A 22566-nucleotide genomic window follows, 5' to 3' on the forward strand; every position below is an offset into this window, starting at 1 on the left:
AAAGGGTAGACCAATACCTGCATATCAAGTGCAGGGAATAATGAATATATTAAGAGCATTACTTTTTAAGGGGATAATGTAAAAAGTAATTGGTAAAGACGTAGAAATCTTTATGAGTTATTCATAGTATGATGTAAATACTATGAAATCTTTGTAATAGAAGCGAATGCCTGATGATATTACTGAGGGAAGGTGCATATTTTCATTGATATGTAAATATGCACCTTTTCTATTGTATTTGCAATTTAATAAAGTTAATTTGAATTTATGTAACGCACATATATGAAGCCATCCTTTAAAAAAAGGAAGTGATTTATCATACACATTCAAGCTGTGAAAATACCAAAGAATATTGAAAGTCATTTGTTTAAGCAACTTAGTAACTTGGTTTCAAATGAGAAGAAAGAACGAATGAAGCGTTTATTAAACTCATGCTAATAGAACTTTGATAGGGGATTTACTAATCCAATCTCTAATCTGCCAAAAGTATAAAATTAATAATGAAGAAATTAGATTTATATATAATGAGTATGGAAAACCTTTTGTTGAAAATTTTTCTGACTTTCATTTTAATCTGTCACATTCAGGAGAATGGGTGGTTTGTACTACTGCTAATTTTAATGTGGGTATTGATATAGAAAAGGTTTCAGAGATAGAGGCTCTTAAATTAGCAAATGAATTTTTTTCAGAGGAAGAATTTTATGATATATCTAATATAAATTCTGATGAACAAATTAATTATTTTTATGATTTATGGACATTAAAAGAAAGTTATATAAAAACGATTGGAAAAGGGCTTTATATCCCGTTAAATTCATTCTCTATAAAAAAAGAGTCACCAACTTTAATTTCATATAAGTATATACCTCAAAACTTTTACTTTAGACAATATAACATTGAGCCAAATTATAAGATATCTGCTTGTGCAACAAGGGATGAATTTCCGCAAGAGATAATAATTAAAGACATTTATGCAATTTGCCAAAATATATACAAATTTGAAAGTAAGGAGAAAATCAATGCAGAAGACTAAACTTTTTTGCTTTCCACATGCTGGGGGATCTGCGTTTAGTTACGCAAAATGGAAAAATCACTTTAATCCATATATTGAGGTAGTCCCGATAGAGTTAGCTGGTAGAGGATATAGAATTGAAGAAAACTTGTACCAAAGTATGGAAGAGGCAGTAAATGATGTCTACAATAAAATAGTTATGCAGATAGATGATTCGCCCTACATTCTATTCGGGCATAGCATGGGAAGTTTGATTGCCTATGAAGTAGCAAGAAAAATAAAAGATTCTAAAAACGTATCGCCTGAATTTCTTGTTTTGTCCGGTAGAAATCATCCAAATAGTAAAATAAAAAATATCCGACATAATCTTTCTAATGAGCAATTTAAAAGAGAAGTTATTGCAATGGGAGGTACACCATCCGGGGTACTTCAATCAGAAGAATTAATGGAGATTTTTCTCCCAATTCTAAGAGCAGATTTTAAAATTGTCGAGACATATATTCATGACAATAATATACAACCATGTGATATTGATTTTCTTATATTTAATGGGGAAAATGATGAATTTACTACATATGATCAAGTAATAAAATGGGAGCAATATACAAGTAGAACGTGTACTCTTCATTCTTTTGAAGGTAATCATTTCTTTCTAAATGAAAATATTGAAGAAATAGCAAAGAGTATTATAAGAAAGTTAGATTCTAAAAGATTATCAAATAGTTTTTAGAGGTTTTCTTTCATCATCAGACAGTCGTTGGATAACTGGTGAGTTAATTGATGTAAGGGGTGGATCTTGCTTATAATGCTAATTGTAAGTATTATTTACTTTAAAATCAAAACTTTCTCAATTTAATGTTGAGAAAGTTTTGGTTTTTATTATTCTAGTAGTAATCACTTTTTAAAGTTATAGAAATTTAAAAATAAAGTATTGTATACATGTAAGTATGATTAAAAATGAAAAGTTGTAAATGCTAAATTTAATTAAATACGCCTTACTCTCTTTAACATTGGCCTGAATGAATAGTTTATAGGAGATTACACTGGCTAAAGATGCGATAATTGTTCCAAGCCCTCCAATATTTACTCCTAGTAATAAAGCTTTCCAATCAGAAGTAAAGTTTGATAGAAGAATTGAAGTAGGAAAATTGCTAATCAATTGACTCAAAAATATGGAACTAAAGAAGACTGAAGTATCTCCTCTTAAATTAGCGCGAGCAAAGGTCCCCAGCGCATCAGAATGAGAAATGTTTCCAATAAAAATAAAAAAACAGACAAAGGTTATTAGAAGAAAGTAATCAATCTTTAATAGTAAGTTTCTATCTAACGTAAAAGCTGCCATCAATGTAACTATTAGCGCAATGTAATAATTAATGAAACCAAAAATAGATGCAATGATAGTGATAAGTATCAAAATCCAGATGGTAGCTTTTTTTCGATTCTTCACGGTAATAACAGGTAGTTCTATTTTTAAATCTGTTTTTTGAAGTTTTTGAGTAAATATAAACAACAAACTAATTCCAAGTACAGCTAAAAGCAGGATTGAACCTAAAAATGGGATGAGCTTAATTCCATAGTAAGAATATAGATATAAATTTTGTGGGTTTCCCATAGGCATCAAGCTACTACCGATGTTTGCCGCAATTGTCTGCAGGATGATTGTATCCATCATGTTCATTTGTGTTTTTTTACTAATGACAAGTGTTATTGGTACAAAAGTGAGGAGAGCAACATCATTTGTTACAAACATGGAGCAAATAAAGCATAACAAAATTAGAATAATAGATATTGACCTGCTGTTATTGCATTTATTTAAAATCGCAACGGCAAGTTTGTCTAATATCTTTAGTTGTTCCAAGGCCTTAATGGCCACCATTAGATTAAATAAGCTAATTAACACTTCAAAGTTAATATATTCGACCTTTGGCGAATGTATGAAGCAGCTTACAATTGCTAGTATCAGTGAAATGGTAAGTACTAAATCCTTTTTTAAAAATTCGAATTTCATAAGGAGTCTTTTTTTATTTTGAACGAATACTATTTCTTTCACAATACACCACCTGTAATCTATGTTAGTAAATATACGTTTTTTGGGATAACTCGATATTGCTAGAAAAGAGGATGTCATAAGGTCCTAAATAAGAGTTTTGTAATGTTTCATCCCTTCAACAAAATCCTTTTTTTCTTAGTGTCTTTCATGTTGCAAATATGTGCAATATAGACGAATCAAACTAGGGGGATTAATTGAGAAAACAAATGTTTTTTGTATGATACCATAAATAAATTAAATGTTTTATTTTTTAAATATTCTTATAATATCCCGTTGATTCTTGATTTCAAATACTTTATATGAACTTCTAAAAGAGAAAAAATATGCATGTTTTTATGAAGAAAATAGAGGCTTGTCAAAGGTTAGGTAGAACAGCATCCGCGATGTTTGGATACTGTATAAAATTCACAAAATCTCACTGTTTTTTAGATGAAAAATCTTAAAATATTTTTTTGTTTTTATAAAAATCTGTACTTTTTCGTAACATTCTGTACTTTTAATTATAAATTAAAGACAAGCTTCTCTTAGTTGAAGATTGAAAGCGCTTTATAGATTTTTCGTGAAGTTTTTATCTAGCCTATTTTTGAGATTAGTAGTGAGAAAGGAGATATTTCCATGTTCTTGAGAAAATTAACAAAAAACCACTTAATCACTATTGATTATTATGATTTAAATGTAAATCACCGGTAAACGAAACAAACGTAATAGTACAACAACAATAGTGGATAAGAATATTAGTTTTGCAGAAAGGGATAGAGCATCGTGTGTATAATCGATAATTTTTTTGAAAATTTGGGTTTTTAGGTGCATGTTGCGATGTTTGCTTAAACAGGCCAATTCTATTCATATAGAAAATTTTTATCCTTGTTGTATTTGAATATGAATGAGGTATTTATGCCACGGAATATAGGTGATTTTATATAGATTATGATAGATAAATTTTTGGTATGGAGTGATAATATGGAAAGATTTTTTGTAGAGTTAGTCGGATCAACAAATGATTTTTTATGGTCTAAATTGTTAATTATTATGCTTGTTATTTGCGGAATTTATTTTACATTTAAATTGAATTTTGTACAGTTTCGAATGTTAAAAGAGATGGTCCGTGTATTAATGGAGGGAAAAAGTGGTTCTAAAGATCAAATCTCTCCTTTTCAAGCGTTTTGTATTGGTATGGCAGCTCGCGTTGGAACAGGGAATATTACAGGAATTGCGATTGCGATTGCATTAGGAGGTCCTGGAGCTGTATTTTGGATGTGGATTATTTCTATTATTAGCTCGGCATCCAGTTTTGTTGAAAGCACATTAGCACAGATATATAAAGTAAAAGATAAAACTGGTTTCCGCGGTGGGCCATCCTATTATATGGAAAAAGGGTTAAATAAACGTTGGATGGGAGTATTATTCTCTATTTTAATTACAATTACTTTCGGTCTTGTATTCAATTCAGTACAATCAAATACAGTTACAATTGCTTTTCAAAATTCATTTGGTACAGATCGTTTAACAGTTGGGATAATCATGGCCATTGCTTTCGCCGCGATTATCTTTGGTGGTGTACAACGTATTGCAAAAATGGCTGAATACAAGGTGGTATTTTTAGCGGTATTATACATTGGAGTTGCATTATTTGTTGTAGTTACCAACATATCAAAAATGCCGGAAGTTCTTTCTCTTATTGTTCAAAACGCATTTGGTTTTAAACAAATAGCAGGAGGTTCAATTGGTGCAGCACTTATGAATGGAGTTAAACGTGGTTTATTTTCAAATGAAGCTGGTATGGGAAGTGCACCAAACGTTGCTGCAACAGCAACAACAAGTCATCCGGTGAAACAAGGACTGATTCAAGCATTTGGTGTATTAACCGATACACTGATCATTTGTACTAGTACTGCCTTTATTATTTTGCTGTCTGATGCATATAAACAACCGGGGTTAAATGGTATTGCACTTACACAAGCAGCATTAAGTGAACACATCGGTTCTTGGGCATCGGGTTGTCTTGCTATCTTTGTCTTTTTATTTGGATTTGGTGCGTTAATTGGCAACTATTATTATGGTGAAACAAATATTCGCTTCTTACATACAAGTAAAGTGTGGTTAATGACATACAGAATAAGTGTGTTGGCTATGATTGTATTTGGTTCTGTTGCAAAGGTTCAAATTGTATGGGATTTAGCGGACTTATTTATGGGATTTATGGTTATTATTAATTTAATTGCTATTACCTTACTTTCAAAAGTAGCATTTGCGGCGTTACAAGATTATATAAACCAGAAAAAAACTGGTAAAGATCCTGTTTTTTATAAAGAAAGCATTAAAGGACTTGAAAATGTTGAATGTTGGGATAGTTATGAGGAAACTTCAAAAAAGAAAAGTGTGTAATAAGAAAGATATTCAGACTGCAATGTGTCTGAATATCTTTCTTGGTTCTAGTGCAAATATTATTGATGATATTAAAGAAAAAATTATTCTATATAAAGTTAATAGTACGGGGGAATATTGTTAAATGATAAAGGATTCTATCGTTCAAATTGAGGGTCAAGAAAAAGTTTGCTTAGATCAATGGGTAGCTCATTATCGAACGTATGCAGCTAAGGGACGAAGCGCCAGTTATATTCCCGCTCTGGGGGAAATAAATGTATCGCAGTTAGGGATTTGTATAGTAAAGCCAGATGGAACAATGATAAAGTCAGGAGATTGGGAGGTACCTTTCACATTACAAAGTATATCAAAAGTAATCGGGTTTATAGCCGTTTGTTTAAGTCGTGGTATTTCTTATGTATTAGAACGAGTTGACGTAGAGCCAACTGGAGATGCCTTCAATTCGATTATTCGTTTAGAGATACATAAACCAGGAAAACCTTTTAATCCTATGATTAATGCTGGAGCGATTACGATAGCTTCACTTTTGCCAGGGATATCGGTGAAAGAAAAATTAGAATCTCTATACGTATTAATTGAAAAAATGATAGAGAAGCGTCCTGCTATTAATGAAATAGTATTTCAATCAGAATGGGAAACGGCTCATCGTAATAGAGCTTTAGCATACTATTTAAAGGAGAATGGTTTTCTAGAATCAGATGTGGAGGAGACACTAGAGGTTTACCTAAAACAATGTTCAATTGAAATAAATACAGAAGATATTGCCTTAATAGGGCTTATACTAGCACATGATGGATATCATCCTATTCGCAAAGAACAAGTGCTCCCTAAAGAAGTAGCTAGGTTAACAAAAGCTTTAATGCTTACTTGTGGAATGTACAATGCTTCCGGGAAATTTGCTGCTTTTATTGGATTACCAGCTAAGAGTGGGGTATCCGGCGGAATTATGACACTTGTTCCCTCAAAATCTAGGAAGGATTTATCGTTTCAAGATGGATGTGGTATTGGTATTTACGGACCAGCCATTGATGAATATGGGAATAGTTTACCAGGAGTTATGTTGTTAGAACATATTGCAAAAGAATGGGATTTGAGTATATTTTAAAAAGGAGCACAAATATTTTGGTGTTAGAGCGAGTCCAAAAGTGTTCAGGCCATATATTGTGTCTGAACATTTTTGAGTTATAAAGTATCTTTCTAAAGTAGAAGACTGTAATGAATACTCACAATCTGTAATACTTTCGTTTATATCTTATTTATTAGTTTTTGAAAAAAATAGAGTAAGTGTTGTATTAATACAAATAGGTTTGTATACTGACTGTTAGGCGAAAGTGGGAAGTGATTATTTTGAATCTTAGTAATTTAGTAAAAAAAGACATCTATATTCTTGTTTTAATGATACTTACAGTACCCTTAGTAGGTGAAATAAAGTCATTTCCCTTAAACGAAACATTTAGAATGAGCTTTGGTGCACCGACATTTTTCTTTTTTTTGTTATTGTTTCGACGAGTTCCAGCATTTTTACCGGGTTTTTTAACAGCAATAGTCGTTGTAGTATTTCGTATGTCAATGGATGTAATAATAAAGGGAAATATGGATTGGTTAGCCGCTTTTCATACTCACTATCCTAGTTTTTTCTTTTATTTTACGTATTCGTATCTCTTTCATTTAGCAAAAATTAAACGTTTTTATCATCAACCACTAATGATCGGTTTGATTGGTTGCGTTATTGAAATATTGTCAGACTGTGTGGAATTAATGATTCAATATTTCGTATTAAAAACATCGATCACATCCGAGGCAATAAATGAGATCGTTGTTATCGCATGTTCCCATAGTTTTATAGTTCTAAGCTTTTTCAATATGATGAAATTGTATGAAGCGCAATCAAGGGAGAGACACATAAAGAAACAAAATGAACATATGCTTATGCTCATTTCTAATTTATATGAAGATGCTGTTCATTTAAAAAAAACATTACAAGATACTGAGAATATAACAAAAAAATCCTATGATTTATATAAAACCTTAGACTCTTTTGAGCATAAACAGATGGATTTTCAGTTTCAGGATTTAAGGCAACAGGCATTACAAATTGCTGGTGAGGTGCATGACGTTAAAAAGGATAATCAACGTATTTTTGCGGGACTTTCAAAACTAATTTCTGATGAAAGTTTTACAGATTATATGTCTGTACATGAACTAGTAAACATCATTATACGGGCAAATACGAAATATGCACGGTTGCTAGAGAAAGACATCCAATTTGTATATAAAATTGATGGTGTGCATCCTCATTATCATATTTATACAATCCTATCTATTGTAAATAATATCGTGACAAACGCTGTAGAGGCTATCCAAAGTATGGGAACTATTATAATTGACATTAATAAAGACCATCATTTCGTTGAATTTCGAATAGGAGATAACGGTCCAGGTATTTCTTCAAAATATAAAGATTCAATTTTTGAGCCTGGTTTTACTTCTAAATATGATGGTTTAGGCAATCCATCGACAGGCATCGGACTATCGTATGTTAAAGAAATGGTCGAACAACTTGAAGGTGATGTTACGCTTGAGGACAGAACCGAAGGAAGAGGATCAATTTTTATAATTAGATTAGGGATTGATCATATAATTTCGAAAGGGTGATTCTATGTATTTTTATATAGTAGATGATGAAAAAGCGGTTCGTTCAATGTTGGCTCAAATTATCGAGGATGAAGATCTTGGAGAGGTTATAGGAGAAGCTGAGGATGGTTTATCTTTAGAGCAATACATGCCGATCCTTAAAAATATAGACATTTTATTTATTGATTTGTTAATGCCCATTCAAGATGGAATAAAAACAATTCGTCAAATAAAGCCTTCGTTTAAAGGGAAAATCATCATGGTCTCTCAAGTAGAATCAAAAGAATTAATTGCTGAAGCTTATTCGCTTGGCGTTGAATACTATATTATTAAGCCAATTAACCGGATTGAAGTATTAACAGTTGTCCGGAAAGTCATTGAAAGAATTCGTTTGGAAAAATCGATAAAAAACATTCAAGAATCGCTTAATACGGTACTAAAATTGGATAGTAATTCAAGTGCGCAAGAAAAATACCGTAATGAAAAACATTTAAATACTTTTAATCATTTTCAAAATTCCATTCATTTTCTTTTGTCGGAATTAGGAATAGCCAGTGAAAATGGAAGTAAAGATTTAATGGATATGCTAGATTATTTATATAAATATGAACAAGATAACACGTTGGAACAAGGTTTTCCCTCACTAAAAGAGATTTTTATGAATTTAGCTCAAAAAAAACTTGGGGATTCAGCTGAAGATACCGAATTAAAAAGGTTCATAGAAGCTTCCAAACAACGGATTCGGAGAGCAATTTATCAATCATTAAACCATTTAGCATCTCTTGGACTTACTGATTTTTTAAACCCGAAGTTCGAAAATTATGCTTCTAGATTTTTTGATTTTACTACCGTAAGGAGAAAGATGACAGAATTGAATAATGAACCAACAGTACCTGCTCGTATTGATACGAAAAAATTCATTCAAGTTCTTTATTTTGAAGCAAAACGAATACACTTGGAATTAAGATGATAAACTCTTGCTCATTATCATTTTCAATTAATAGATTGATAGTTGTTTTCATGTTATTTGTTTTATATAGTTTTTCTAAGAGAGTATTTTCCTTTCTTTCATATCATTTTTAAAATCAGAAAATTCCGTATCGATTTGGTAGAAATGTACTAACTTGGAACAAAAGAATATGTATTTCTTACACATTAATATTCATTTAAAAACGAGTATTTCCAAAATAAAATATAACTACATAGTAAGTTGAATTTAAAAAAAGATGCTATCTTCTAGCATCTTTTTTTCTTTTAGAGAAAATATCATTCATACTTATATTATTTGAAATTCAAATGCAGGCATACAAATGAAGGAATAGGAGATAATATTTAACAAATTATAATTAAAAATGGTATTTTAGGTCAGAAATGTTTTTATACTAACTAGGTTATTGGTACTAAATAAGTATAATGTCTCGCTTTTCTGCTCTTTAATCTTATCGTTATTTTTTATTAAGTACATATCGTTCTTTAGAAATTTCAATCCTAACAGAGTATATAAATTGGGTGATAAACATGTGGAACATAATTACTTCTTATTTTCCAGATTGGAAAGTCTTTGTACAAGCTTTTATTTTGTTTTTAATTCCGTATACTATCTCAAGATTTTTTCATTGGGTTCGTATGACAGAGAAAGAGTGGGAAGAATGAGTTGGTGGAAGTCCAGAGACAAACAAGTGAAGAAAAATAATATTCAAAGTAAAACGAAACAAGAGTATAAACCTTCTCAAAATGCAACCGTTCATTTCACAAACGATTTTGCCTCTAACTTAGAACTTATAAAGCAACAGATCGGACATAATTCTGATGTTCGCTTTCGGAAGTTTAATATTGGACGCACAGATATTCAAGCTGGGATCATTTTTGTTGATGGTCTATCAGATAAAGAGATCATTGACAAACATATTATGAAATTACTAATGGATGATTTTTCTGACGAATATAAAAATGAATCTTCTTATGTGGAGGGGACTGTTTCAAAAGAATATATTAAAAATAAAGTTCTTACAATTAGTGAAGTAGCAGAAGTCCATTACATAAAAGATGTGATATCCAAAGTATTGATAGGTTCAACAGCTCTTTTAATTGATGGTTTAGCAGATGTGTTTATTCTTGGTACAACAAAAGCAAATAAACGAAACATGGAAGAACCAGTATCAGAGGCATTAGTCAGAGGGCCACGGGTTGGTTTTACTGAAGTATTAAGTGATAATACCTCACTTTTGCGACGGCATTGTGCAGATGAGAACTTATCATTAGTAAAGCTACCAGTAGGAGAACGTGCAAAGAAAGAATTAGTTGTCGCATTTATTAAAGATCTTGCTAGTACAGAATTGGTGGAAGAAATAAAAAACAGAATTCAGAAAATTGACATAGACAGTGTACTCGAATCTGGTTATATAGAGCAACTCATTGAAGATAATTATCTCAGTCCTTTCCCGCAGATTCAAAATACAGAACGACCTGATCGTGTTATTAGTGCTTTGATGGAAGGCCGAGTAGCTATTTTGTTAGATGGAACACCATTTGTTTTAATTGCTCCAGTTACATTTAGTATGCTGCTGCAATCACCAGAAGATTATTATGAAAGGTGGCTTCCTGGTACGCTTCTCCGCTTATTACGCTTCATGACAGCGTTTGTTTCATTATTTGCTCCAGCACTGTATATTTCTTTTATTTCATTTCATCCAGGATTAATTCCCACCAAGCTAGCTATTTCTATTATCGGATCGCGAGAAGGAGTTCCTTTTCCCGCTTTAATCGAAGCGTTGATTATGGAAGTAGCCATCGAAGTTTTACGAGAAGCAGGTTTACGTCTGCCTAAACCGATTGGACCTGCAATGGGAATTGTGGGCGGTTTAATAATTGGTCAGGCTGCCGTAGAAGCAGGAATCGTTAGCCCAATAATGGTTATCGTTGTTGCGGTAACAGCTATTTCTTCTTTTACTATCCCACAATATAGTGTGGGAATTACGTTACGCATTCTTCGTTTTGTAGCTATGTTTTGTGCTGCGATATTTGGATTGTATGGAGTTATTCTCTTCTTTCTTTTACTTTGCAGTCATTTAGTGAAACTGAAAAGTTTTGGCGTTCCTTATACTAGCCCTGCTGTTCCGTATCGATTTAGTGACTGGAAAGATTTTATGGTTCGCATGCCATTAAAAATAATGAGACGTAGACCAAAAATAATGCATACTAAAAAAACTATCCGCAAAAAGTAGCTGATGACGAAAGGAAGTGGCCTTCAGTGATTACTAAATCCCAAGACCGAATAACAACTTCGCAAGCAGTTGTTATTATTGTAAATTACATACTCGGAACAGGAATCCTCACTCTGCCCAGAGCATCTGTGGAAAAAGTGAAAACACCAGATGTATGGCTAAGTGTGATATTAGGTGGAATACTCGCAATGGTTTCAGGAGTAATCATGGTCAAATTAAGTCAAGGATTCCCAGAAAAAACCTTTTATCAATACAGTCAAGAAATTGTAGGGAAATGGATAGGCAGGTTGCTTAGTTTTCTTATTATAGGTTATTTTCTTACAACCTCAGCTTTTCAAATTCGTTCAATGGCAGAAGTAATAAGCTTTTTTTTGCTCGAAGGAACTCCTACATGGGCTATTATTATGCCTTTTATGTGGATAGGTCTTTATTTGATTATGAGTGGTATTAACTCAATTGCACGGATGTTTGAAATAATATTCCCTATTACTGTTTTTATTTTTTTAGTCATTTCCTTTATGAGTATCGGAATATTTGAGATAGATAATCTCCGTCCCGTATTGGGTTTTGGGATTAAACCAGTGTTAGATGGGATAAAAACAACGTCTCTCGCATATACAGGTCCTGAAATTATGTTAATTCTTTTGGTGTTTATGGAACAACGAAATAAAGCAGTAAAAGCTATTTTAGTTGGAATTTCTATTCCGTTAATCTTTTATGTAATAACTGTTGTAATGGTCATCGGTGCATTATCAATTGATGGGGTTGTAACAAGAACATGGCCGACAATTGACCTTATGCGCAGTTTTGAAATTTCTGGTTTGATATTTGAACGTTTTGAATCTTTACTACTTGTAATATGGATTATGCAAATATTTGCTACCTATACGATTAGTTACTATGCAGCTGCATTAGGATTAGCCCAACTCTTTAAAAAGAGTATTCATCCATTTATTTTTGCTTTGATTCCAATCATTTACATCATTGCTATGACTTCGAAAAATATAAATCATTTGCTTAAATTGGGGGATATGCTCGGTAATGCTGCTATATTTTTATTTGGTTTACTGCCACTGCTCCTTCTTATTATTAAGCGATTAAAAGGAGGAATAGTGTGAAAACGAAATTTAATTATATGCGGTTCTATTTGGTTTTGTTATCGATGCTTGTGCTCCTATTTTTAACAGGATGTTGGAGCAGTAAAGAAGTAGAAGAGTTGAGTTTAACTGCAGGTATAGCACTAGATAAAGGGAAGGATTCAACAATTGAGAAAGAGGATGAGGAAGGAGGATATCCTAAAAGAAATCTTATAACAGCTACTTATCAAATTGTTAGTTCGCAAGCACAAAGTAAAGGAAACGGACAACAAAAACGGTATATAAATGTTTCTGAGACCGGTGATTCCATTCATCAAATTGTTCGGGAGCTTTCATTGAAAAGAGAGAGCGAAATGTTCAGCCCGCATTTAAAAAACATTGTTATTAGTGATAGTCTTGTACGTACATACAGTTTAGAACAATTACTTGAACAGTATCTCCGTGACAATGAAGTTCGGCTGAGCTCTATGATCTTAATTAGCAAGGGGCTAGCGAAGGAGGTACTGGAATCAAACAAAAAAGGAGAAATCCCAGCATTTCGTTTGTCTGGAATTGCAGATAATAGAAATAGAACAACAAGGATTTTGGCTCCTGTATCGCTCGCTAAATTAGAAGGAAAGATGCGGTCAGGGTCCAGTTTTCTTTTGCAAAATGTAATCTCGATGAATGGGGAAACAAAATTTGCAGGAGCTGCTGTAATTAAAGGGAAGACAAAAAAATTGATGGGCTTTTTAAATGAACAGGAATTGGAAGGAGTAGTATGGATAAACGGAAAAAGGAATGGTGGTGTGATAAAAACTTTTGATAAAGAATCAAAGAAACTCATTATATACGAAATAAAGTCAATAAAAAGCAAAATCATACCACATGTTAACGGAAATAATATTTCCTTTGATGTAAACATTGAATCAGAAGGACGTTTGTCTGAAAATTGGGTGCAACCAGGAAAAGATTTTGAAAATGAATTTTTAAAAAGGGAAGAAAACGCTATTGAAAATGAAGTAAAGCACTTAGTACATCATGTTACAAAAAAAATACAAAAAGAATATCAAGTCGATATTGCGGGTTTTGGCAACCAATTAAGAATTAAACACCCGAGAACATGGGAGGAAGTCAAAAAAGATTGGGATCGAACATTTAGTAAGGTACCGATTAAATATCATATAAATGTAACTATACAAGATTATGGAGCGTCAAGTTTAAAACGGTGAGACGTCTTAATTGACCTTATATTTACACAAAAACAAAAAGTTACAAAAATTTTAATTTGAAAATTTTTGTAACTTTTTGTTTTTTTATGTCCTTCTTATTATAGATTAAAGAAATGATTTTACCCTATACATTTCTTTTACGTTATAAAAGTAGATCACAATAGTTACTATTGGCGTTTTATTTAACGTTAGGAAAGAGGAATCGTTATATGTCTTGAATAGGAGGGAGTTTGAAGTGCAAGCGAAAGCAGTGCAAATAAAAGAAATCTATCAAGAAATATTAGACGGTAAAAGAAGTAGGTTTCCACCGAATACATGGAAAGAAGATAGCAATAGAGAGCTATCTAAAAGGATTACAAAATATTTAATTGAAACAATTTTAAAATAGAAATTAACAAAGTCTTAAAAGGAGAGAGTTTAAATGATGATTGTTCTTCAGGTAGTTTTAGCAATTTTTATTGTAGTAGGGGGATTCATAAAAATTTTTCGTATATCTTTTCAGGTGGAACATTGGCAACAATATCAATATCCATTATGGTTTATGTCTATAATTGGTTTTATTGAAATTATTGGAGCAATAGGTATAATCGGTGGTATTTGGAATCAATACTTAGCGCTAGGAGCAAATATATTATTAGCAGTTCTCATGGTCGGAGCCATTCATGCTCATATTTTTCGAGCAAAACAATCTATTTTAATGATAATTCCTGCATTACTTTGTTTCATACTATCTACGGCGATAATTATTTGGAACTTAAATACATTTTCTTAAGCGTAACTATAAATTTTGAAAATAAGTAATTATTAGAGGAATATGTAAGCTCTATTTAAAATGGTGAATAGTTAAAGAATATTAATTCCGAAAAATCATCACCATTTTACTCTTGTTTTTAATAGTTCTATGAATAGAAAGTCTCTACATTTTTTAAATGCATGCTTGTAAAGTACATACAAAAGTGTAGCTCATTATAGGAAGGAGAATTTTTAAATTCTATTGATAAACCCAGTAATTGTAATAGCCCTAACTTAGAATAATAATTTCAAAATCAATAAAGTTTAGAATAAAAGGAGCAAGATCAAATTATTATGAATAAACAAATAGGATTTATCGGATGTGGAAACATGGGTATTGCTATGATAGGTGGGATGATTAATAAAAATATAGTGTCTCCAAATCAAATAATTTGTTCAGATTTAAACGTCAGCAATTTAAAAAATGCTAGTGATAAATATGGCATAACTATAACTACTAACAATAATGAAGTCGCTAACAGTGCTGACATTTTAATTTTATCAATTAAACCAGACCTATACACATCGGTAATTAACCAAATAAAAGACCAAATAAAAGATGATGTAATTGTTGTAACTATTGCTGCAGGAAAAAGTATTAAGAGCACTGAGAATGAATTTGATAGAAAGTTAAAGGTTATTAGGGTAATGCCTAATACACCGGTACTTGTTGGGGAAGGAATGTCTGCATTATCTTTTAATGAAATGGTTACAGAAAAAGATATAAAAGAGGTACTAAATATATTTAATATTTTCGGCCAGACGGAGGTCGTAAATGAAAAACTAATGGATGTTGTTACATCTATTAGTGGTTCTTCTCCAGCATATGTGTATATGTTTATAGAAGCCATGGCAGATGCTGCTGTACTTGACGGTATGCCGAGAAAACAAGCTTATAAATTTGCGGCTCAGGCTGTATTAGGTTCTGCAAAAATGGTATTGGCAACGGGAATACATCCAGGTGAATTGAAGGATATGGTTTGTTCTCCAGGTGGAACGACGATAGAAGCTGTAGCAACACTAGAAGAAAAAGGTTTAAGAACAGCTATCATTTCAGCTATGAAACGTTGTACGAAAAAATCTATGGAAATGTCTCGTTTAACTAGTAAGTGAGAGGCTTTGTTTAGGCGTAACTTCACATCCATTAATGTAAGTAGTTATTTAAATTGAAAATTTGTTGCTATTCTCTTATAGGGAGCGGGGGCATACATTGCCTTCCGCAACGGTGCTCTAGGATGGAATTAAATAGATTAATATATAAATTATAGGGAAAATAAAAAGTGTATACAAATGTATAATCGGAGGAGTTGTTATGTCAAATAAAGTTCCTACTTCCTTTATCATTATTATAGGATTGATGCTGTTTGCATTGTTTTTTGGAGCAGGAAATTTAATTTTTCCACCTATGCTTGGTCAAATGGCTGGAAATAATGTATGGATAGCCAATGCAGGCTTTTTAGTTACTGGAGTTGGTTTACCATTGTTAGCAATAACAGCATTTGTTTTTTCAGGTGAAAATGATTTGCAATCTTTAGCTAGTCGTGTGCATCCGGTGTTTGGTATTGTATTTACGACCGTTCTCTATCTAGCGATTGGCCCCTTTTACGCCATCCCTAGATCTGGTAATGTATCGTTTGAAATTGGAATTAAACCTTTTTTATCACATGATGCAGGTCCTGTTGCCTTAACTGTATTTACAATCTTATTTTTTACAGTTACATGCTTGTTATCCCTTAATCCTACAAAGATTATTGGCATAGTTGGGAAAATTTTGACTCCTATCAAATTGACTGTTATTGGGATGCTCGTAGTTGTGACTTTTATTCATCCAATTGGAAGAATTCAAGCGCCTATTGAATTGTATGCATCAGATTCATTTTTTAAAGGTTTTCAAGAAGGATATTTAACATTAGATGCCCTTGGAGCTTTTGTTTTCGGAATCATTATCGTGAATGCAATTAGAGAAAAAGGGGCTACGACTAAAAAGCAGCTTATGATTGTTTGTGTAAAAGCAACGGCTATTGCTGCTACACTCTTAGCTCTTATTTATACTGCCCTTTCCTATATGGGCGCTTCTAGTGTAGAAAAACTAGGTCGTTTAAATAATGGGGCTGAAGTTTTAGAAAAAGTTTCGGACTATTACTTTGGTTCGTATGGTGCAATTTTCTTAGGTGTAATGATTATAGTAGCATGTTTAATTACAAGCGTAGGACTTATCACTGCTTGTTCTTCTTTTTTTCATAAATTATTTCCAAAAATTTCTTACAAAAAACTTGCTATTATTTTGTCTGTTTTCAGTATACTAGTTGCGAATATAGGGTTAACACAATTAATTAAGATTTCAATCCCTGTATTAATAACTATGTATCCAATTGCTATTACCTTAATATTCCTAATATTTTTACACTCTGTATTCAATGGTAGATTTGAAGTATATCAAGGGAGTTTGATATTGACATTTATTTTTAGTTCGTTAGATGGATTAAAAGCTGCTGGAATAGAAAGTGAAATAATACATAATTTTCTTGAACATTTTCTTCCTTTATATAGTGTAGGTTTAGGGTGGGGGGTTCCGGCTATTATAGGCGGTGTATGTGGGTATATTGTTAGTGTATTACGGAAGAAAAATAACTTAAGTTCTAGTGAAACTCAATTAAATAAATAAATTATTTTTGTTTATCATACCATTATCGAACATACAAAACTAATTATCTCTTTGGAATGACAAAATCTTTTATTTATATCTTTGGAGGTAAATTGAATGAGTTATAACACATTATAGCTGATGTTTGTTGAACAGTGGAGGAAAGAGAAAAAATAGAATGTTACAAATTTATTTAACGTAAAAGAAATATTATAAGACTATGTAATAACTAAGTAAATTTATATACAACAATAATGAGAAGAGCAAACCTTATTTTAAAGGGGATACAGAGAATATGAGTAAGTTATTAAAAAAGAAATCCGTTACACAATTGTTAGAGCATAATCAAAGCAAGACCTTAACGAAAACATTAGGAGCATTTGATTTAATTATGTTAGGGGTAGGCTCAATAATTGGAACGGGCGTTCTTGTGTTAACTGGATTAGTAGCAGCAAGAGATGCTGGTCCAGCAGTTATTTTTTCATTTGTACTTGCAGCAATTATATGCGGATTTATAGCATTATGTTACGCAGAAATTGCTTCCACACTCCCGGCATCTGGTAGTGTATATACATACTCATATGCAACAATTGGTGAGTTTGTTGCTCATCTAGTAGGTTGGTCTTTACTGTTAATATATATCGTGGCAACAGCGGCTGTCGCTGCTGGATGGACAGGCTATTTCCACAATTTAATAAAAGGATTTGGATTAGAGATACCTAAAGCTCTAGTAACGATCCCTTCACATGGTGGTATTGTAAATCTACCAGCAGTAATCATTACATTGATATTAGCATGGATGTTATCCCGTGGTACGAGGGAAAGTAAACGAATCAATAATATAATGGTATTGATTAAAATTGGTATGATTTTATTGTTTATTACAGTTGGTATATTCTATGTAAAACCAATGAACTGGGTACCAATTGCACCATACGGTTTAAGTGGGGTTTTTACGGGTGGAGCAGCTATTTTATTCGCTTTCACGGGTTTTGATATATTAGCAACTTCAGCAGAAGAAGTAAAAGATCCGAAACGTAATCTTCCCATCGGTATTATTGCATCATTAATCATATGTACAATTATTTATGTTATGGTATGCATTGTTATGACAGGAATGGTTTCCTATAAAGAATTAAATGTTCCTGAGGCAATGGCTTATGTAATGGAAGTGGTAGGACAAGGAAAAGTCGCTGGTGCAATTGCTGCAGGTGCTGTAATTGGCCTTATGGCTGTTATTTTTTCAAATATGTATGCGGCAACACGAGTTTTCTTTGCAATGAGTCGTGATGGATTGTTACCGAAATCATTTGCGAAAGTTAATAAGAAAACTGGAGCACCCACTTTTATAACTGGATTGTCAGGAATAGGGAGTTCTATAATAGCTGGGTTTATTGATTTGAAAGAATTGGTTAATTTAGTTAATATCGGTAGTTTGGTGACGTTTGCGTTAGTTTGTCTATCAGTTATTATTCTCCGTAAATCACACCCAAATTTAAAACGTGGATTTATGGTACCTTTTGTACCTGTATTACCAAGCGTTTCAATTGTTTGTTGTGTGTTTTTAATGCTAAATTTACCGTTAAGAACATGGATGTACTTTAGTATTTGGATTACTATTGGGGCAGTCATATATTTCTTTTATTCGATAAAACACAGTAATTTAAATGAGGAAACGATCTCGAAATTACATGATAAAATTGCGAGATAATAACGAGAGAAAATTGTATTAATAATCATATTGATAGTTGAGTAACATAGAAGCAGTTTTTTGATATTTAGCAAGAAATAAAATGAAAAATCCTAGGACAGCTGAGTGCCTTTTTTAGAAACCTTGCCTGTTTTTCATGATTTAAAACTAATAAGGAGAGGAAAGTATGAGTGAATTGCATTTTATGAGTCTAGAAGAACTGGATAATGAATTAGAAAAAGATGACAGTGGTATTTATTTTATTAGAGATTATAATGACAATATTATTTATATAGGTAAGGCTTTTAGTATAAAAAGTAGAGTATTAGCTCATTTTAATAGTTATTCCAATATTAAGGAATATGTACATTTATTTAATAAAGTAGCGTATCTTATTGAAGATAGTTTGTTAAAACGCTCATTGTTACAAGTTACTTATATGATTAAATATAAACCAGTATTAAACAAAGAAGTCCAAAAAGAATTCCCAGAGTTATATACTCAATACATTAAGCAAACAAATAAAAAATCCATGTTGTTAGAAATGGATGAAGCTAAAGAAAAAAGGAATGAGTTAAAGAATAGATTAGTAAAATTAGTAGGCGGAAAAACTATGTTTTATGACATAATTTCTCTGTTAAACAATGGATATAACTATCATGTTCTCGCAAAAGTATTGAGCATAGAACTTCAAACTTTAATTATAATGAAAGAACACCGAAACAAATTTCCGATACCACATAATTATAAGAGGACAATAAAGCATCAAGATATAATGTATGCTTTATCTGGAAAAAAGAATTTAAGTACTTCAAGGTTAAACACTTAACTTTAAAGTAGTAAATTCGTTGCTTTTGTAGCTTTTATTGTTATATTGAAATGCAATGTACATTTGTGTTTCAAATTCAATTGGTAGAATAAGGGGAGGGAAAGGGTTCCCATAAAAGTACTAGAAGAAATTAGGTTACTCATGCGTAAATAGCATAATTAGGCACATGTTATTTATAAATATTCAAAGATACGAAAGTAATACAAATGAAATTCTTATTTCTGCTACTACAAGTACTATTGAGCAAATGAAGTATGAAATTGCTTTTGAACTAGGAGTCACACTGGGACCTGATACATCACATCATCTGCAAATGGTTCGGATCGGTGGAGAGATTACAAAACGCTTAGTTCGAATGGCTGAAAAATAGTTAACAGGTCAATATAGATTACACTAAGAAAATAATCCGTATATATACGGATTATTTTCCTTTAATTTACAAAAAACAAATTTCGAAATCGAAAAGACCTCTCAGATTCCTTTGTAACAATCTTTTTTAGTTATGTTAATGACATAGGTATCTAAAGGTGATAAATTCGGTATGAACGATGTATGAGCCCTTAAAAGTATTTTGGTGTTATTTGCAATTTTAATTCTATAATACTTAAGCTGATATAATAAAATGTTTTATGTCTAAATCGATATAAAATAATAATTATTAAGTGATATTTCTTTTTTTATAGAATAAGTAAAAACTGATACTGTAGTAATTACTGTTTTGAGATCAATTTACTGTGTACCTTAATTATTGAAGTTTTTTGTTGATTAACAACTATTGTATTTGGAAATTAATAATAAGTTTATCCCGCTATTTGCCGGGCAGTAAGACCCCGATTGGTATGGGCTAATAATCAGTGGGGGATGAACAAAACCCCCACTGATTAAAGTTTCACTTTATGTGATACGGTAATAAAACTAGCTAGTTTGCTATTCTTAGTATTTGTAAAGTCTATATATTTTTTCCTCTTTTGTGGAAAGTAAAACTAATGTTACGACCAGTAATATAGTGTCATTTTTTGAATATTCCATTCGTTTTTTATTTTTAGTTGATGAAAAGACCTTTCTCTCAATTAAATGTTTAATTGAGTACTTGAATTTCCTCTACCTTGTATTTTTCAAAGCATAGTGCTTCAAAAATAGCCGTATCGCTTTCATCTGTTTCCAATTTCACAACTTCTTTATTATCTTTTTCTAAAATTTGGAGCAAAATAGTTTTTCAGTTTCACATTTAAATTAGCAGTATTTATTTTTTGAATTCAATTTGTATAAATGATTGAATTGGAACTTTGACTGTTATTTCTTGCGGTGGTACAGTATCTCCTGTAACTTTCGCTGCATTTTAAACCTTTTTCCAGCTTGGTCCTCGCATTGACTACCACTGTATTTTGTAGTACTTCACTGTTTTCTCAAGTTCAATAATTATATCTTGTAGAATTAAGAAAAGAACTTAGTGTATTTCATTTACTTATCTACTCTGATATTTAGATGCTAACTACAATTAAATAATATATGATTTTTATAAAAAAGATATAGTAATATTTTGTTGTGAATTGTACTAATTTGATATTTTATAGTATTATTTGTCATGAATTATATCTAACAGAATATATTTTATGGATCTATAAAGGAGAATGTAATGAATACTTCTATCGATATACAACACTTGTGTGATCTTGCACATAAAGCATTTAATGCCCCTGTACATATTTTATCTGCAGACAGAAAAATTTTATATCATTCTACATCTGATAATGTTTGTAGTCCTTTTTATTCTTCAAAAGAAGAACATCTTAGTGATATTTATCAAGAAAACGATCCCTTTAACTTGCCACTTTTCCGAAGTAACAACTATCTTGAAAATTTTGTTCTAATTCATATAGAAAATCATGATGATATTAAAGGGACTATTATAATCGGTCCTACTATACATCCAAAAGATTCAGATGATATGATCATAAAATTTCAGAAAGAATTTAAATCAAATGATAACATTCAAGAAAGACTTGCCTATTATCAGTGTTTATCTGAGATTAAAAAAACTACATTAATTGATATGGGAATTTTATTACATTACATGATTTTCAATGAAAAGTTAGATGTAGATATTGTCTTGGAAAAAAATAGAGTACTAGAGGAAATTCCTAATAAAAATGTGAAACCTGATTTATATATTTTAAAACGCCGACAAAACAAACCTAAAACGCACAATATGGCATTAGTAAATGATTTCTTTTCGACTATTAAAGAAGGAAATAAAAAAAAGTTAATACAGTATATGTATGCGGTTTCGCAAGAAGATGTTGAACTTATGCTAATAGAGGATCCGCTCAGGAATCAAAAAAACCTTGGAATTATTGCGATTACCTTAGCCACTCGATATGCAATAGAAGGAAACCTGCCACCAGATATTGCTTTTGCTCATAGTATTTTATATATACAAACCCTAGAACAATTAGATAATGTAGAATCTGTAAAGCGATTGTCAGGGGACGCTTTACGTACCTTTGCAGATCGTGTGAAAGAATACAATGCAAAAAAGTATTCTTACGCGGTTACTACATGTATAAAACATATTAATAAAAATGTTTACGATGGAATATCTCTGAATGAACTTGCTAATCAATTAGAAATTACGCCTACTTATCTGTCTAAACTATTTAAAAAAGAAATGGGAATCACTTTCAGCGAATATATTCAAAGGGAACGAGTGGAAGAAGCAAAAAAATTATTAACACTTACTACTTATTCTTTATCAGATATCTGTGCTTGGCTTAATTTTAATGACCAAAGTTATTTTATAAGAGTTTTCAAAAAAAATACTAGTATGACTCCTAGGCAGTACCGTGAAAAATATACAGTAATATAAGCTTGTTATCTGCTGTCTCCAATGTAAAGACTTAAACATGGGTATAAGTATCCTAAAAAATAAAAATTCACTAACCATTATTTTGCTAAAGGAAACAAAAAGATAGAAGGCTGCAAAGTGTTTCAAGGAGGC

The 22566-nt window shown here is 31.6% G+C and carries 18 protein-coding genes and 3 pseudogenes; 19 read left to right on the plus strand and 2 right to left on the minus strand.

The features are described 5' to 3' along the window. Positions 1–333 precede the first annotated feature (333 nt). From ACTFRH_RS08550 to ACTFRH_RS08560, 3 genes and pseudogenes are all read left to right on the plus strand, one after another. Positions 334–1033, plus strand: a pseudogene (locus tag ACTFRH_RS08550) (4'-phosphopantetheinyl transferase family protein). Beyond that, entirely contained in the window at positions 1020–1742 is a 723-nt protein-coding gene (locus ACTFRH_RS08555) for a thioesterase II family protein (RefSeq protein WP_001172939.1), read from the plus strand. Before ACTFRH_RS08550 ends, ACTFRH_RS08555 begins: the two are co-directional and overlap by 14 nt. A 1-nt stretch (position 1743) precedes the next feature. After that, positions 1744–1818: pseudogene (locus tag ACTFRH_RS08560) on the plus strand (short-chain dehydrogenase); the annotation flags it as partial. Positions 1819–1919: 101 nt separating this feature from the next. Here ACTFRH_RS08560 and ACTFRH_RS08565 read toward each other — a convergent pair. After that, positions 1920–3062, minus strand: coding sequence for an anion transporter (locus tag ACTFRH_RS08565; protein WP_000659270.1), 1143 nt, complete (start codon positions 3060–3062; stop codon positions 1920–1922). A gap of 960 nt (positions 3063–4022) precedes the next feature. On the opposite strand from ACTFRH_RS08565, the gene ACTFRH_RS08570 reads away from it, so the two are divergent. The 15 genes and pseudogenes from ACTFRH_RS08570 (at position 4023) to ACTFRH_RS08640 (ending at position 19938) form a co-directional block, all read left to right on the plus strand. Continuing rightward, positions 4023–5447, plus strand: coding sequence for an alanine/glycine:cation symporter family protein (locus ACTFRH_RS08570; RefSeq protein WP_000439288.1), 1425 nt, complete (start codon positions 4023–4025; stop codon positions 5445–5447). 124 nt (positions 5448–5571) lie between these two features. Then, entirely contained in the window at positions 5572–6552 is a 981-nt protein-coding gene (gene glsA / locus ACTFRH_RS08575) for a glutaminase GlsA (protein WP_000588633.1), read from the plus strand. Between the two features lie 233 nt (positions 6553–6785). After that, a complete protein-coding gene (locus ACTFRH_RS08580; protein ID WP_000584815.1) occupies positions 6786–8102 on the plus strand; it encodes an ATP-binding protein in 1317 nt (438 codons plus the stop codon). Between the two features lie 4 nt (positions 8103–8106). Then, positions 8107–9051: a response regulator gene (locus ACTFRH_RS08585; protein WP_000274091.1), complete on the plus strand. Its 945-nt coding sequence runs from the start codon at positions 8107–8109 to the stop codon at positions 9049–9051. Positions 9052–9599: 548 nt separating this feature from the next. Next, positions 9600–9734: a hypothetical protein gene (locus ACTFRH_RS08590; RefSeq protein WP_000267086.1), complete on the plus strand. Its 135-nt coding sequence runs from the start codon at positions 9600–9602 to the stop codon at positions 9732–9734. Beyond that, entirely contained in the window at positions 9731–11305 is a 1575-nt protein-coding gene (locus tag ACTFRH_RS08595; protein ID WP_000119240.1) for a spore germination protein, read from the plus strand. The genes ACTFRH_RS08590 and ACTFRH_RS08595 overlap by 4 nt, the downstream gene beginning before the upstream one ends. A gap of 26 nt (positions 11306–11331) precedes the next feature. Then, positions 11332–12423: a spore germination protein gene (locus ACTFRH_RS08600; RefSeq protein WP_000629019.1), complete on the plus strand. Its 1092-nt coding sequence runs from the start codon at positions 11332–11334 to the stop codon at positions 12421–12423. Further along, positions 12420–13613 carry a Ger(x)C family spore germination protein gene (locus tag ACTFRH_RS08605; protein ID WP_000850040.1) on the plus strand — a complete coding sequence of 398 codons (1194 nt, stop codon included), beginning with the start codon at positions 12420–12422 and terminating at the stop codon, positions 13611–13613. Before ACTFRH_RS08600 ends, ACTFRH_RS08605 begins: the two co-directional genes overlap by 4 nt. Positions 13614–13848: 235 nt before the next feature. Beyond that, a pseudogene (locus ACTFRH_RS08610) lies at positions 13849–13998 on the plus strand (DUF4046 domain-containing protein); the annotation flags it as partial. 36 nt (positions 13999–14034) lie between these two features. Further along, positions 14035–14385, plus strand: a complete 351-nt coding sequence (locus tag ACTFRH_RS08615) for a DoxX family protein (protein WP_000973720.1) — start codon at positions 14035–14037, stop codon at positions 14383–14385. Positions 14386–14699: 314 nt separating this feature from the next. After that, a complete protein-coding gene (gene proC, locus ACTFRH_RS08620) occupies positions 14700–15518 on the plus strand; it encodes a pyrroline-5-carboxylate reductase (protein ID WP_001041304.1) in 819 nt (272 codons plus the stop codon). A gap of 199 nt (positions 15519–15717) precedes the next feature. Then, positions 15718–17070 carry a branched-chain amino acid transport system II carrier protein BrnQ5 gene (gene brnQ5 / locus ACTFRH_RS08625; protein ID WP_000066880.1) on the plus strand — a complete coding sequence of 451 codons (1353 nt, stop codon included), beginning with the start codon at positions 15718–15720 and terminating at the stop codon, positions 17068–17070. Positions 17071–17344: 274 nt separating this feature from the next. Then, a complete protein-coding gene (locus tag ACTFRH_RS08630) occupies positions 17345–18760 on the plus strand; it encodes an amino acid permease (protein ID WP_000040553.1) in 1416 nt (471 codons plus the stop codon). A 166-nt stretch (positions 18761–18926) separates the two neighbouring features. Then, entirely contained in the window at positions 18927–19568 is a 642-nt protein-coding gene (locus ACTFRH_RS08635) for an excinuclease ABC subunit C (RefSeq protein ID WP_001292181.1), read from the plus strand. 166 nt (positions 19569–19734) lie between these two features. Next, entirely contained in the window at positions 19735–19938 is a 204-nt protein-coding gene (locus tag ACTFRH_RS08640; protein WP_000897402.1) for an alpha/beta-type small acid-soluble spore protein, read from the plus strand. Between the two features lie 708 nt (positions 19939–20646). Here ACTFRH_RS08640 and ACTFRH_RS08645 read toward each other — a convergent pair. Next, on the minus strand, positions 20647–20775 hold the full coding sequence (locus ACTFRH_RS08645; protein WP_000939299.1) for a hypothetical protein: 129 nt from the start codon (positions 20773–20775) through the stop codon (positions 20647–20649). A 429-nt stretch (positions 20776–21204) separates the two neighbouring features. Here ACTFRH_RS08645 and ACTFRH_RS08650 point away from each other — a divergent pair, with 429 nt between their 5' ends. Further along, positions 21205–22434 carry a helix-turn-helix domain-containing protein gene (locus ACTFRH_RS08650; protein WP_001097908.1) on the plus strand — a complete coding sequence of 410 codons (1230 nt, stop codon included), beginning with the start codon at positions 21205–21207 and terminating at the stop codon, positions 22432–22434. The last annotated feature ends 132 nt before the right edge of the window (positions 22435–22566 follow it).

Origin of the sequence: Bacillus cereus group sp. MYBK216-1, from assembly GCF_051916495.1 — a bacterium.
Lineage (GTDB): Bacteria > Bacillota > Bacilli > Bacillales > Bacillaceae_G > Bacillus_A > Bacillus_A thuringiensis_K.